At 61.3% G+C, this 12,663-nt stretch carries 12 protein-coding genes; 7 read left to right on the top strand and 5 right to left on the bottom strand.

Annotation, left to right across the window (positions count from 1 at the left end):
* The first annotated feature begins 72 nt into the window (after positions 1-72).
* On the top strand, positions 73-2,625 hold the full coding sequence (locus GKKCFE_RS21275; RefSeq protein WP_107321888.1) for a helix-turn-helix transcriptional regulator: 2,553 nt from the start codon (positions 73-75) through the stop codon (positions 2,623-2,625).
* Between the two features lie 66 nt (positions 2,626-2,691).
* Here the strand turns inward: GKKCFE_RS21275 and GKKCFE_RS21270 are convergent, their stop codons facing one another.
* Positions 2,692-3,504, bottom strand: a complete 813-nt coding sequence (locus GKKCFE_RS21270) for an IclR family transcriptional regulator (protein WP_047228622.1) — start codon at positions 3,502-3,504, stop codon at positions 2,692-2,694.
* Between the two features lie 163 nt (positions 3,505-3,667).
* Between GKKCFE_RS21270 and hmgA the strand changes: the two genes are divergently transcribed.
* Genes hmgA through maiA form a run of 3 tightly spaced genes read left to right on the top strand, consistent with a single transcriptional unit; the run spans position 3,668 to position 6,926 of the window.
* The gene (gene hmgA / locus GKKCFE_RS21265; RefSeq protein WP_107321889.1) at positions 3,668-4,972 is read left to right on the top strand and encodes a homogentisate 1,2-dioxygenase; all 1,305 of its coding nucleotides are present in this window, start codon (positions 3,668-3,670) and stop codon (positions 4,970-4,972) included.
* A gap of 3 nt (positions 4,973-4,975) precedes the next feature.
* Positions 4,976-6,280, top strand: a complete 1,305-nt coding sequence (gene fahA / locus GKKCFE_RS21260; RefSeq protein ID WP_445577059.1) for a fumarylacetoacetase — start codon at positions 4,976-4,978, stop codon at positions 6,278-6,280.
* Between the two features lie 10 nt (positions 6,281-6,290).
* Positions 6,291-6,926, top strand: coding sequence for a maleylacetoacetate isomerase (gene maiA, locus GKKCFE_RS21255; protein WP_047228619.1), 636 nt, complete (start codon positions 6,291-6,293; stop codon positions 6,924-6,926).
* A 154-nt stretch (positions 6,927-7,080) separates the two neighbouring features.
* On the opposite strand, the gene GKKCFE_RS21250 is transcribed toward maiA, so the two are convergent.
* A complete protein-coding gene (locus tag GKKCFE_RS21250) occupies positions 7,081-7,884 on the bottom strand; it encodes a SirB1 family protein (protein ID WP_076383584.1) in 804 nt (267 codons plus the stop codon).
* 186 nt (positions 7,885-8,070) lie between these two features.
* Between GKKCFE_RS21250 and GKKCFE_RS21245 the strand changes: the two genes are divergently transcribed.
* Positions 8,071-9,090, top strand: a complete 1,020-nt coding sequence (locus tag GKKCFE_RS21245; RefSeq protein ID WP_047228617.1) for a Glu/Leu/Phe/Val dehydrogenase family protein — start codon at positions 8,071-8,073, stop codon at positions 9,088-9,090.
* A 72-nt stretch (positions 9,091-9,162) separates the two neighbouring features.
* Here the strand turns inward: GKKCFE_RS21245 and GKKCFE_RS21240 are convergent, their stop codons facing one another.
* A complete protein-coding gene (locus GKKCFE_RS21240; RefSeq protein ID WP_047228616.1) occupies positions 9,163-9,423 on the bottom strand; it encodes a YebG family protein in 261 nt (86 codons plus the stop codon).
* A gap of 305 nt (positions 9,424-9,728) precedes the next feature.
* Here GKKCFE_RS21240 and GKKCFE_RS21235 point away from each other — a divergent pair, with 305 nt between their 5' ends.
* Positions 9,729-10,229: a phosphate-starvation-inducible protein PsiE gene (locus GKKCFE_RS21235; RefSeq protein WP_076383585.1), complete on the top strand. Its 501-nt coding sequence runs from the start codon at positions 9,729-9,731 to the stop codon at positions 10,227-10,229.
* On the opposite strand, the gene GKKCFE_RS21230 is transcribed toward GKKCFE_RS21235, so the two are convergent.
* Positions 10,226-10,543 (bottom strand): DUF3509 domain-containing protein, encoded by a 318-nt coding sequence (locus GKKCFE_RS21230; protein ID WP_047228614.1) that lies wholly within the window; start codon positions 10,541-10,543, stop codon positions 10,226-10,228. The two genes, GKKCFE_RS21235 and GKKCFE_RS21230, sit on opposite strands and share 4 nt — an antisense overlap.
* A gap of 499 nt (positions 10,544-11,042) precedes the next feature.
* Here GKKCFE_RS21230 and GKKCFE_RS21225 point away from each other — a divergent pair, with 499 nt between their 5' ends.
* Positions 11,043-11,453 (top strand): HPF/RaiA family ribosome-associated protein, encoded by a 411-nt coding sequence (locus GKKCFE_RS21225; protein ID WP_047228613.1) that lies wholly within the window; start codon positions 11,043-11,045, stop codon positions 11,451-11,453.
* A 205-nt stretch (positions 11,454-11,658) separates the two neighbouring features.
* Here the strand turns inward: GKKCFE_RS21225 and GKKCFE_RS21220 are convergent, their stop codons facing one another.
* On the bottom strand, positions 11,659-12,534 hold the full coding sequence (locus GKKCFE_RS21220; protein WP_173406571.1) for a helix-turn-helix domain-containing protein: 876 nt from the start codon (positions 12,532-12,534) through the stop codon (positions 11,659-11,661).
* Positions 12,535-12,663 lie beyond the last annotated feature (129 nt).

Below are 12,663 nucleotides of genomic sequence, written 5' to 3'. Positions count from 1 at the left end.
CGCTGAATACTTCTCCAAAGGTGAGCGCCACAGGACTAGGGTGATGAAACAATAATAAACTGGACTTCGCACATGACCGCCATGACCCCGTGTCCGGACCGTCCTGGATTGCTGCCCCGCCTGTCTTCGACCCATGTGCCGCGCAGGTCCTTGAGCGAGCCCTTGCTGGCCTCCGAGGCGCGGGTAAAACTGCTTTGCGCACCGGCGGGCAGTGGCAAGAGTGCGTTGTTCGCTGAGTGTTTCCTGCAAGCCCCCGCCGCTTGCCGGTTGCATTGGTTGCCGCTTGGGGGCGCAATGCTGGACGCGGCGCAAATGTGCGAGCGGCTGGCGCAGACCCTCGGGCTGCCGTTGCTGGATGAAGGGGGGCTGCTGGCTCACCTGGCGGGCTTGCAAGCACCGACCTGGCTGTTCCTGGATGATTACTGTCGGGTACCCAACCCCGAGCTGGATCAGTTTCTCGATCGTCTGTTGAGCATCAGCAGTCCGGCGCTTCACCTTTGGTTGAATGGTCGCCGTCGTCCTCACTGTAACTGGCCGCGCCTGCTACTTGATGACGAACTGCATGAGTTCGATGCCCAGGCGCTGGTCTTCACCCATGACGATGTCCAGCAATTGCTCAAACATTTGCCCGGTCCCCAGGGCGCTCGCACCGCGCGCGAGGTGATACAGCGCAGTGGCGGTTGGTGCGCCGGGGTGCGTATCGCCCTGCTTGAACGTTGTGAATGGGCGCGCAGCCACGCGTCGCCGGGGCGGCCCGGGACCCTGCATGACTACCTTGAATATGAGCTGTTCAGTACGCTGACCCCGGACCTGGCACAGGCCTGGCGAGTGCTGGCGCATCTGCCGCGCTTCAATGCCCGGCTCTGCGAGCATCTGTTTGGTGACACGGTGGGCGCCGAATGCCTGCCCTTGTTGTTGGACCTGGGCTGTTTTATCGAACCGTGGGAGCAGTCTTCGGACTGGTTGCAGATTTTCCCGGCGCTGGCCCGACTGGTGCGTGATGAGCCCTGGCCGCAGGGACGCTCCTGGCATCGCCGGGCTTGCCAGTGGTTTGCCGCCGAGCAGGATTGGCAAATGGCATTCGAGCAGGCCATGCATGCGCAAGAGTTCGAGGCTGCCGTCAGTTTCCTGCAGCATCTGAATTTTGAACATGTACTGCAGCGCAGCAACGTGACGCTGTTGCTGAAGCTGCATGATCAACAAGGTGAAGCGCTGACACTCGGTACACCGCAATCGGTGGGGTTGGTCACGGCTGCGTTGCTGTTCGCCGGACGCTTCGATCAGGCATCGGTGTGCATCGACCAACTGGCCAGGTTCATGCCGCAACCTTCGGCCTGCCTGCAGCGGCAACTGCTGGCCCGGTGGCAGGTTCTGCTGGGCTGGCTGCTGCACCTTTCGGGGGATGGCGAGCAGTCCCGCGAGCACTTGCTCCAGGCCCAGGCGAGCCTCGACCCAGAGGCCTGGGCCTTGCACCTGTTGTGCCAGTTGGGGCTGACACAGCAGGCACTGCTCAAGGGGGAACTGGCCACTGCGCAATGGATCAACCGCCAGGCCCTGTGCCTGGCGCGCGCCCAAGGCTCACTGGTCTTCGAGGGCTTGCTGGAACTGGATCACGCCCAAGTCCTGGAGCAACGCGGAGCTCCTCACCGGGCCGATCATCTGTTGAGCGCAGTTCAGGGGTTGCTCGATAAGCCTGGCCAGGACTTTTCTGCCTTGCTGGGACGTATTGCCTTGCGCCGTGGCCGTCTGGCTTTGCGCATGGGGTTGGCCGAGCAGGCTGCCGAGCAGTTCCAGGCGGGCCTGGAAACGGGCCTGCATTGCCAGGACAAACAAGTGCTTTATGGTTTTCTCGGCAAGGCCACCCTGGCGGCCAATGGCGGCGACTATGGCGAGGCTTTCCTGCAACTGCGCGATGCCGAGCGGATCATGCAACAGCGGCACATCCCCGACACGGTGTACCGTGGCGTGCTGTTGCAAACCAGTTGCCAGTTCTGGCTGCAACAGGGACGCCCGGAACTGGCCCTCGAGGCCCTGACCCGAGTCTTGCGTCATTTTCGCGGGCCGCAGGCCAAGCATGCCCCACCTGCGACCCTGGAGTTGATTCCTCGGCTTGAGTACCTGCTGGTGCTGACCGAGGTTTATCTGCATCGGGCGCAAGACCCTCAAGCGCAACTCAAGGCAATGATCGCCCGGGCACAGCACTGTGAAATGCATGGCCTGGAGACCGAACTGTATCTGGCGCTGGCTGAAGTCGTCTGGCTGTCCGCTGATCGTTCCCAGGCACGATCGCTTGTGCAAGAGGGCCTCAAGCGAGTTGCCTGTTGGCGCGCCCAGCAAGCCTTGTGCGAGTTACGCGCGCGTCAGCCCGATCTGTTGGGCTGGGCGCAATCGGCTGAGCACATCGAGCAGCCGGCGGTGGCAGTCGAAGACACGTTGTTGAGTCATCGAGAATTGGAAGTGCTGGAGCTCATTGCGCAGGGCTATTCAAATCAGCAGATTGCCGAACGTTTGTTCATATCCTTGCACACGGTAAAAACCCATTCGCGGCGGATACACAGCAAGTTAGGCGTTCAGCGGCGCACGCAGGCGGTCGCCAAGGCCAAAGTCATGGGCGTTATGAGATAAAGAATTCCCAAGGGCAAGACGATTAGCTGCCACCGCTACGTATCACCGCTCACATCAATGGTGTGATCAGGATTGGCCCGTTGGCTGATCCGATCCTGCGCCTGCCTCATACCCCATCCGCCAGCTCACGGCCCGGGTCGCCGCCAGCAGTCGTTGTGCCGCCGGGCCGTTTTCGTCGGCATGGAACAGGGAAGTCGGGCCGACAATGGTCATCACCGCCGTCACTTGGCCGACAGCATTGAATACCGGGGCTGACAGGGCATCCACGCCGGGCATCAGCAAGCCATGCACATGGTGCAGGCCGCGACTGCGTATTTGCTGGCACAGGGTGGCATAGGCCTGGTCGTCGGCCAGGGCGTGGGCGGTGGAAGCGCTCACTTCCTGTTCGCGCAAGCCGATCGTTTCGCGCGTCGGCAGGTAGGCGCTGAACACCAGCCCCGTGGACGAGCTGAGCAGCGGCAATACCGACCCCAGTTGCGTCACCACGGTCACTGCCCGTATGGCGGGTTCGATCCGAACGACGGTGGCGCCGTGATTGCCCCACACCGCCAGGAAACAGGTTTCGTTCAAGTCATCGCGCAGTTCGGCCAAGGGCAGGGCGGCCACTTGCAACACGTCCATGCCGTTCAACGCCGCCAGGCCCACGCGCAAGGCTTCGCGCCCGAGGCCGTAGTGGTTGGTGGACGTGTTCTGTTCAGCGAAACCGCTGGCGATCAAGGCCTGCAGGTACCGATGAACCTTGCTCGCCGGCATTTGCACGTGTTCGGCCAGACGCGACAGCGACGTGGAGGGCGACAGTTCGGCCAGGGCCTTGAGGATGTCGGTGCCGACTTCGGCCGAGCGGACTTTCTGTTTACCGTTGCTGAGCGGGGTTTCCATGGAGGCGCTGAGTCCAGAGGCGAATGGGCGTCTTTATAGCTTGACGGTCGCTGTCGAGCAAATTACGTTATGCGTAATTGAATTACGATAAAAATAACCTGTGCGCCTGACGTTTCTTCGTGGAACGACGAGGTCGTACCCAGTCCTGTGTTCAGGAGGCTCCATGACCCTCGATTCCACAGTGTCGGACCTGGCTTATCAGTCAGGCTTTGGCAATGAATTTGCCAGCGAGGCGCTGCCCGGCGCCTTGCCCGTTGGCCAGAACTCCCCGCAAAAAGCCCCTTACGGTCTCTATGCCGAATTATTCTCCGGCACTGCCTTCACCATGGTTCGCAGCGAAGCGCGGCGGACCTGGATGTATCGCATCCGGCCTTCGGCCAATCATCCGGCCTTCGTCAAGCTTGAACATCAGATAGCGGGCGGTCCTCTGGGTGAGGTCACGCCCAATCGCCTGCGCTGGAACCCGTTGGATATTCCTGCCGAGCCAACCGATTTCATCGATGGACTGGTGCGCATGGCGGCCAATGCCGGCTCGGACAAACCGGCCGGTATCAGCGTCTACCACTACCGCGCCAACCGTTCCATGGAACGGGTGTTCTTCAACGCTGACGGGGAATGGCTGATCGTGCCGCAGCTGGGACGGCTGCGGATCGCCACCGAGCTGGGCGTGCTGGAACTGGCGCCGCTGGAAATTGCCGTGATCCCCCGGGGCCTGAAATTTCGCGTCGAGCTGATTGATCCACAAGCCCGCGGCTATATCGCCGAAAACCATGGCGCGCCGTTGCGCCTGCCGGACCTTGGGCCGATCGGCAGCAACGGCCTGGCCAACCCGCGGGATTTCCTGGCGCCGGTCGCTCATTACGAAAACCTCGCCCGACCGACTGCGCTGGTGCAGAAATTCCTCGGTGAGATGTGGGGTTGCGAGCTGGATCATTCGCCCTTCGATGTGGTGGCCTGGCATGGCAACAACGTGCCTTACAAATATGACCTGCGCCGTTTCAACACCATCGGTACGGTCAGCTTCGACCACCCGGACCCGTCGATCTTCACCGTATTGACCTCACCCACCAGCGTCCACGGCCTGGCCAATCTCGATTTCGTGATCTTCCCGCCGCGCTGGATGGTCGCGGAAAACACCTTCCGTCCGCCGTGGTTCCATCGCAACCTGATGAATGAATTCATGGGCCTGATCCAGGGCGCCTACGATGCCAAGGCCGAAGGTTTCCTGCCCGGCGGCGCCTCCTTGCACAGTTGCATGAGTGCCCATGGCCCGGACGGCGAGACCTGCACCAAGGCGATCAACGCCGAGCTGACGCCTGCGAAAATCGACAACACCATGGCCTTCATGTTCGAAACCAGCCAGGTCCTGCGCCCGAGCCGTTTCGCCCTGGACTGCCCACAATTGCAAACTGACTACGACGCCTGCTGGGCCTCGCTGCCGGTCACTTTCGACCCGACCCGGAGATAACCCATGACTCAACTTTCCCCTGCCCGTAGCTGGGTCGCCTCTGCCAATGGCCATGCCGACTTCTCGCTGCAGAACCTGCCGCTGGGCATCTTCAGTATCGATGACGGTGCTCCCCGTAGCGGCGTGGCGATTGGTGAGCAGATTTTCGATTTGCAGGCCGCGTTGCAGGCGGGCTTGTTTGACGGCGCGGCGCGCGAAGCCGTCGAAGCCATGAAGGACGGCCAGTTGAATGCATTCTTCGACCTCGGCCGCAGCGCTCGGGTGGCCCTGCGTGAACGCTTGCTGGAGCTGCTGCGCGAAGACAGCTCGCTGCGGGGCGAGATCGAAGCCCAGGGCGCGAAACTGCTGGTCCGCGCAGCGGACTGCCAGATGCATTTGCCGGCCAGGATCAATGACTACACCGACTTCTACGTTGGTATCGAACACGCGCAAAACGTCGGCAAGTTGTTCCGTCCCGACAATCCGCTGTTGCCCAACTACAAGTACGTGCCCATCGGTTATCACGGGCGTGCCTCGACCATTCGCCCGTCCGGCACCGATGTGCGTCGTCCCAAGGGCCAGACCCTGCCCGCCGGCCAGACCGAGCCGACCTTCGGCCCGTGCGCGCGACTGGACTATGAGCTGGAACTGGGCATCTGGATCGGCAAGGGCAACGCCTTGGGCGAAGCCATCGCCATCGGTGATGCTGCCGAGCACATTGGCGGTTTCTGCCTGCTCAACGACTGGTCGGCCCGGGATATCCAGGCCTGGGAATACCAGCCGCTGGGGCCCTTTCTGTCCAAAAGCTTCCTGACCAGTATCTCGCCATGGGTGGTGACGGCCGAAGCCCTCGAACCCTTCCGCCGCCCGCAACCGGCGCGTCCGGCAGGCGATCCGCAGCCGTTGCCGTACCTGCTGGACAAGCGTGACCAGGCCGGTGGGGCCTTCGACATTGAACTGGAAGTCCTGCTGCTGACCGAAGCCATGCGCGAGCAGAACCTGCCGGCCCATCGCCTGACGTTGAGCAACACCCAGTACATGTACTGGACCGTGGCGCAGATGGTCGCCCACCACAGCGTCAATGGTTGCCAGTTGCAGGCCGGTGACCTGTTCGGTTCGGGCACCTTGTCGGGGCCTGAGAGCGGTCAGTTCGGCAGCCTGCTGGAGATTACCGAGGGCGGTAAAAAGCCAATCGAGCTGGCCTCTGGCGAAGTGCGCAAATTCCTTGAGGACGGTGACGAGATCATCCTGCGTGCCCGTTGCAGTCGCGAAGGTGTTGCGTCCATCGGCTTTGGCGAATGCCGGGGCAAGATCCTGCCGGCGCGGTGAGGGACAGGGCATGGAACTCTACACCTACTACCGCTCCACTTCGTCCTACCGGGTGCGCATTGCCCTGGCGCTCAAGGGCCTGGATTACCAGGCCTTGCCGGTCAACCTGATCGCTGCGCCTGGGGGCGAACATCGTCAGCCGGCCTATCTGGCGATCAACCCTCAGGGCCGGGTTCCGGCGCTGCGTACCGACGAAGGCGCGTTGCTGGTGCAGTCACCCGCCATCATCGAGTACCTGGAGGAGCGTTATCCACAGGTGCCGTTGCTCAGCGCCGACCTGACGGTTCGGGCTCATGAGCGAGGCGTCGCGGCATTGATCGGTTGCGATATTCATCCGCTGCACAACGTCAGCGTACTCAACCAGCTGCGGCAGTGGGGCCACGATGAAACGCAGGTGGCGCAGTGGATCGGGCATTGGATCAGCCAGGGACTGGCGGCGGTGGAACAGTTGATTGGGGATGACGGCTACTGCTTCGGTGCAGCACCCGGGGTCGCGGACGTGTATCTGATCCCGCAGGTGTACGCGGCGGAACGGTTCAATGTCTCCCTGGAGGCGTATCCACGGATCCGTCGCGTTGCGGCGTTGGCGGCTGCGCATCCAGCGTTTCAACAGGCGCATCCGGCAAATCAGCCTGATACACCTTGAGCCCCCCTGTGGGAGCGAACCTGTTCGCGATGGCGGTGGTTGAGCTTACAAACATGTTGTCTGACACGCCGCTATCGCGAGCAGGCTCGCTCCCACAGAAGGAGAGGGGGCGAGCCCTTGAGTTACCACCTCGTCCTCCGCGATCTACACCCGCTCAATGCACAATTGAATTGGGCGGCAGATGCCCCAGCCGTTCCGTCAGCCGGATTCGCTGGATCGGGTCTTCGCTGAGCATCAGCGCGTGCTCCAAGTCGAATCGTTCGGCGTTGGGACAGTCGAGCCGTTGGTACAGGCTGGCGCGGGCCAGGTAATCGGCGGCGCTGGCGTTGCCCAGTTCAAGCACGCGTTCGGCGTCGATCAGTGCAGCAATGTAGTCGTCGTTGGTCAGATGCAATTGGCGAAGATTGCGCGACAGGCGCTGGAGCATCTGCATGGGCTCGGCACTGACCAGGTGCTCGGCTTTGAGGGGCATGTTGGCGCCGTATTGGCGTTGCAGCAGTTCCCGACAGTCGTTGGGGTACAACCGGCGTCCGCCACACGGGTCGAGCAGATGATCGGCACCGGGGACCCGCAACAGGAAGTGACCGGGGAAATTGACACCGACCATCGGAATCTCCAGGCCACGAGCCAGCTCCAGGGCGATCAGGCCGAGGGCCAGGGGCTGTCCACGTTTACGCGTCAGCACCTTGTCGAGCAACGCGGCCCGTGGGCGCAGGGGCGTGAAATCATCCTGGGCGAATCCAAGGTCATTGAGGCGGCGCAGCAAGGGTTGGCCCAGTTCGCTGACGGGCAGCATCGGCAGGTCATGGCTGACACGCTGTTGCAGATCCTTGAAATCGTTCAGCAACGCCGGTACGTCCACTTCGCGATCATGTTCGGCAGCAATCCACAACGCTGCTTCGAACAGCGCCGGTGGGGAGCGGTGCAGGCAATCAAAAAAGGCTTGGCGCGGTGTCATCACAGTCTCCGGGCTATGCCTCGTTTTTAGCTCTGCTGCGGGCTTTCGTCCAGTCTCGTCCGGGGAAGGAATCAGGTTATGCCCAAAAGACTGGCCGTCCGGTCGACTTATTCCGGCGCGCTCCAGCAAATTTTGAGCGCACGCCTATACTGGCGGAACAAACAAAAGTGATTCGGGAGCCTGTCGATGTTTGCTCTCATGCAAAGCTCCCGCCTTGAATCGCTGCACCTGAGCGTAGACCCGGCCACCGGGTTGAAGGCGGTGATTGCCATTCATTGCAGCCGTCCTGGGCCTGCTCTGGGTGGATGTCGTTATCTGTCCTACCCCGACGATGAAAGTGCCGTGGTCGACGCCGTGCGCCTGGCCCAGGGCATGAGCTACAAGGCCGCACTGGCCGGCTTACCGGTGGGCGGCGGCGTGGCCGTGATCATGCGTCCGGCCCATGTCGAAAGCCGCGCTGCGCTGTTTGAGGCATTTGGGCGCTGCATCGAGCAACTGGATGGCCGCTATATCACCGCCATCGACAGTGGCACCTCGGTGGCGGACATGGACTGCATCGCCCAACAGACCCGTCATGTGACCAGCACCACGGCTTCGGGAGACCCAGCGCCTCACGCGGCGATGGGGGTATTCGCCGGCATCCGTGCCACGGCCATGGCCCGCCTGGGCAGCGATAACCTGGAAAGCCTGCGGGTAGCGATCCAGGGCCTGGGCAATGTCGGTTTCGCCCTGGCCGAACAGTTGCACGCCGCAGGCGCCGAACTGTTGGTCAGCGACATTGACCCTGGCAAGGTTCAACTGGCGATGGAGCAACTGGGCGCGCATCCGATCGCCAACGATGCACTGCTCAGTACCCCGTGCGACATCCTCGCCCCCTGTGGCCTGGGCGGGGTGCTCAATAGCCAGAGCGTGGCGCAACTGCGCTGCTCAGCGGTTGCCGGGTCGGCCCATAACCAGTTGAGCAACCTGCAGGTGGCCGATCAGTTGGAACGGCGCGGGATCCTCTATGCGCCGGATTATGTGATCAACTCCGGAGGCCTGATCTATGTCGCCTTGAAGCATCGCGGCGAAGAGCTGTCGACGATCACCGCGCATTTGTCGAAGATCGGCGCCCGGCTTACGGAAGTCTTTGCCCACGCCCAGGCAGAAAAACGCTCACCGGCCAGGGTGGCCGATGAATTGGCAGAGCGTTTGTTGTACCGATAAAAAAGATCGCAGCTTTCGGCAGCTCCTGGGTGGACTCCATGGAGCTGCCGAAGGCTGCGATCTTTTCAAGGCTTATTCAGCAGGGGCATTGAGCAGTTCGGACAAGGCGTCCGGTTGACTCTTGAACGCCTTGGCGAACACATCGCGATTTTTCGCCATGTAGATGCCGGCTTCCTCAACCTGTTTCTCGCTCAGCGAGGGAACGGCTTTTTGCAACACTTCGGCCAGCAATTCGGCGAGTTCCAGCATTTTGTCATGACGGTCAGCTTCGGCTTTATCCATGAACAAGCGCTCCAGATCTCGGCTGCTGCGGTATACCACTTCGACGGCCATTCACCACCTCACATGCCTTCACATTGGTTATCTTTGTGACTACTGTATTTATATACAGCCAAAAGGATAAGCGAATCCCTTCCCTTTGGATAGTGGCTTTTTAATGTAGACGTATTTGCACATTTGTCGCGAGCGCTGGTGTGGGAGCCCGCCTGCTCACGACAGGGCGGCATCAACATCGCAAAAGTGTCGGGTTGCGGCCCATCGCCATCTCACCCTCAGCCGCTGGCCTTTTTTCTGCATGCAGAACAACCGTCACGTCCAACCCGCATCATCCGGTCGAGTCGACCTAAGGAAACTACATCGTGAAAATCAACTGGGCCGAGAACCTGCGCCAGAACGTACATCAGTTGGCCGAATCCCTGGGCAATCTGTTCGTCGAGACGTTCCATTACCTGGCACTGTTTGCCATCGGAGCGGTGACCGCCTGGGCGGCGGTGATGGAGTTTTTGCAGATGCTCGAGCAGGGGCACATCAAGATCGATGACATCCTGCTGCTGTTCATCTATCTGGAATTGGGAGCGATGGTCGGGATCTACTTCAAGACCAACCACATGCCGGTGCGGTTCCTGATCTACGTGGCGATCACGGCGCTGACGCGCTTGTTGATTTCCAACGTCTCCCACCACAGTCCGCCTGACCTGGGCATCATCTACCTGTGCGGCGGCATCTTGCTGCTGGCGTTCGCGATCCTGGTGGTGCGTTACGCTTCGTCGCAGTTCCCTTCGGTGAAAATCGAGCACCCGCACCGCAAGGTTGGCGCGGGTTCCAGCGAGCATGCCGAAGTGGAGAAGGGCGAGATCTAGAAACCGGCGGGGGCGGATGTCGCGCCCTGCGTCTGCGGTGGTGGCAGCTTGACGTTGTCACCGCCGGTCATGGCTTCGAGGATCGCCACAGCGCTGTGGCCCTGCTCGATGGCGATGCCGAACTGAATGCTCTGGACCAGGCGTCGCAGGCGTTCCGGGTCATTGCGTTGCTGGGCGCTGATCATGCGCTTGGCGACGATGCGCCCGGCCTTGGAGAGGGTCAGCATGATGCTGCCGTCCAGGCCCTGGATGCTCAGATTGATTTGATACTGCGGCGCAAAAGCGTCGGTAATGAGCTGAAAAGGGTTGTCCATGATGCGTCACCGCCTGATTGAACGTGCAGTTGTTGACCGGCCGTGATCGGGATTAGTTCGCGATACCGGACCACCGGCCATTCCATGATCGTGCTTCATCCAGAGCCAGGCAGAGGTTGGATCGGAAGATCCCAACCTGCGACCGCTCCAGCAGAGAGGTAGCAAGGGGCATGCCGGAAAAACTGTCGGACAATGATCACGGCGCATAGGCGCTGAAGGCCTTGGCCTGCGGCCCGGGAGGCTGCCCGTTTCTGTGCAGGAATGGGCGAATGGTCGCTGACGGTGCAGGGTGAGCGCAGAATTTTCGTGGGGTAAGCAAGGCGAGGCAACTCCCGACATTAACAGCGCTTTTGTCCGTTGTCCGGCTTTATTTGCGTATGAATATTTATCTTTTCGAAGGGGTTGAATTGTTCTGCCGCCAGCCCGACTCTGTATTCAAGGGGTCGTCGCGCTACCGTCGATTGGCCCCTGGCGAGCTAGCCGAAATAAGGGATGAACTATGCAAATCCAAGTCAACAGCGATAACCATATTCAAAGCAGCATCCGACTGGAGGAGTGGGTACGTACTACCATCGAAAGCACGCTCGAACGTTATGAAGAAGACCTGACACGGGTCGAGGTCCATTTGCGGGACGAGAACGGCGACAAGCCCGGTCCCCATGACTTGCGTTGTCAGCTGGAAGCACGGCCAAAGGGTCTGCAACCGGTCTCGGTGACACACAAGGCCGATACGCTGGAACTGGCCATCGAAGGGGCGGCCACCAAGCTTGAACATGCCCTGGAGCATCTGTTCGGCAAACTGCGCGTCAAACGCGCCACCGCTGAGAAACCGACCGAGTCGGTGGCCTTGGCCGATGCGATGCTGGAAGAAGAATTCCTGGAGAACGAACGGGCTGCACTCAACGGCTGAGCCTAATTCTTTTTACTGACCGACCGAAAACGGGCCTGCCAACGCAGGCCCGTTTTGCTTGCACTCCATATTGGATGCGCCACGGTATCGCGAGCAGGCTCGCACACACTGGACCTTCAGTGGACGTGAATGTTGCGTTCGGCATAGCACTCCTGTGGGAGCGAGCCTGCTCGCGATGGCGATAGTGCGTCTGGCAGCTTGTTCGCTAGCGCAAAAACGCCTGTCGATACTCGCCGGGTGTCGCGCCGAGGGCCTGCCGGAAACGATTCGTAAAATGGCTGGCGCTGGCGAACCCGCAGGCCAACGCGACCTCACCCAGCGGTTTTGACGTGCTGCGCAGCCAGTGCCGCGCGTGGGCCAGACGTCGTGCCAGTACGTATTGATGGGGCGGCAGGCCGAAGCTTTCGCGGAACATCCGGGCAAAGTGGTATTCGGACAGCGCACACAGCGCCGCCAGTTGGCCGAGGCTGATGGCGTCGGCCAGATGGCTGTCGATGTAGTCCACCAGCATTCGCCGCTGGTGAGCGGCCAGCCCGCCCTTGAGGCGAAGCCCCTGGCGCTGGCCGACCTGGCTCAATAGCAGATGGTTGAGCAAGTCATGGGCCAGGCTGGTGGTCAGAAGGCGTTCACCGGGCTCGTCCCAGTTCAGGGCGATCAACTGGCGAAAGCGCTGTGCCTGTTGCGGGTCGTCGAGAAAGGTGGCTTCGCGCAGTTGCACTTGCCGCGGCTCGCGATCCAGTAGCGTGACGCAACCGAGGGCGAATTGCTCAGGGCTGAAGTACAGGTGGGCGAGGCGAATGTCGCCATTGATGACCCAGGCCGATTCGTGCCCGGCCGGCAGGACGCAGAGTTTGCCGGGTGCCCCGGTGGTGTCGGGTCGTTCGCGGCGAAACGTGCCGGTACCACCGGCGATGTAGCACGACAGCGTGTGGTGAGTCGGCGCCTCGTAGTCTTGGGCGTCGTGATGGTTGCTCCACAAAGCGGCCGCCATGCCATCTCCAAGCTCGGCACTGTGCTCAAGGCGAGCATTGGGCGAACTGTTGAGGGCTTGAAAGACTTGCAGGGTTTGCAGTGTGGGCATGATCGGGTCTCTCCAACGCCTTGCATCCTACTCCGTCGATCGGCTCATGCCAGCCTGCAAACCGACAAAACCGCAAGTTTACGCAAGCGCCCGGTGGTGTGCGGCGCAACACTGGCGGTCATTGTCAGG

It is taken from the genome of Pseudomonas sp. E141 (assembly GCF_052659885.1).
The sequence above is the reverse complement of the archived record's forward strand: the minus strand, read 5'-3'. Positions and strand labels throughout refer to the sequence as shown.

What these genes read in the sequence shown, in the direction of transcription:
- maiA (WP_047228619.1), top strand. Translation starts at nt 6,291, where the DNA reads ATGGAACTCTACACCTACTACCGCTCCACTTCGTCCTACCGGGTGCGC.
- GKKCFE_RS21240 (WP_047228616.1), bottom strand. Translation starts at nt 9,423, where the DNA reads ATGGCCGTCGAAGTGGTATACCGCAGCAGCCGAGATCTGGAGCGCTTG.
- GKKCFE_RS21245 (WP_047228617.1), top strand. Translation starts at nt 8,071, where the DNA reads ATGTTTGCTCTCATGCAAAGCTCCCGCCTTGAATCGCTGCACCTGAGC.
- GKKCFE_RS21225 (WP_047228613.1), top strand. Translation starts at nt 11,043, where the DNA reads ATGCAAATCCAAGTCAACAGCGATAACCATATTCAAAGCAGCATCCGA.
- GKKCFE_RS21250 (WP_076383584.1), bottom strand. Translation starts at nt 7,884, where the DNA reads ATGACACCGCGCCAAGCCTTTTTTGATTGCCTGCACCGCTCCCCACCG.
- GKKCFE_RS21270 (WP_047228622.1), bottom strand. Translation starts at nt 3,504, where the DNA reads ATGGAAACCCCGCTCAGCAACGGTAAACAGAAAGTCCGCTCGGCCGAA.
- GKKCFE_RS21275 (WP_107321888.1), top strand. Translation starts at nt 73, where the DNA reads ATGACCGCCATGACCCCGTGTCCGGACCGTCCTGGATTGCTGCCCCGC.
- hmgA (WP_107321889.1), top strand. Translation starts at nt 3,668, where the DNA reads ATGACCCTCGATTCCACAGTGTCGGACCTGGCTTATCAGTCAGGCTTT.
- fahA (WP_445577059.1), top strand. Translation starts at nt 4,976, where the DNA reads ATGACTCAACTTTCCCCTGCCCGTAGCTGGGTCGCCTCTGCCAATGGC.
- GKKCFE_RS21230 (WP_047228614.1), bottom strand. Translation starts at nt 10,543, where the DNA reads ATGGACAACCCTTTTCAGCTCATTACCGACGCTTTTGCGCCGCAGTAT.
- GKKCFE_RS21220 (WP_173406571.1), bottom strand. Translation starts at nt 12,534, where the DNA reads ATGCCCACACTGCAAACCCTGCAAGTCTTTCAAGCCCTCAACAGTTCG.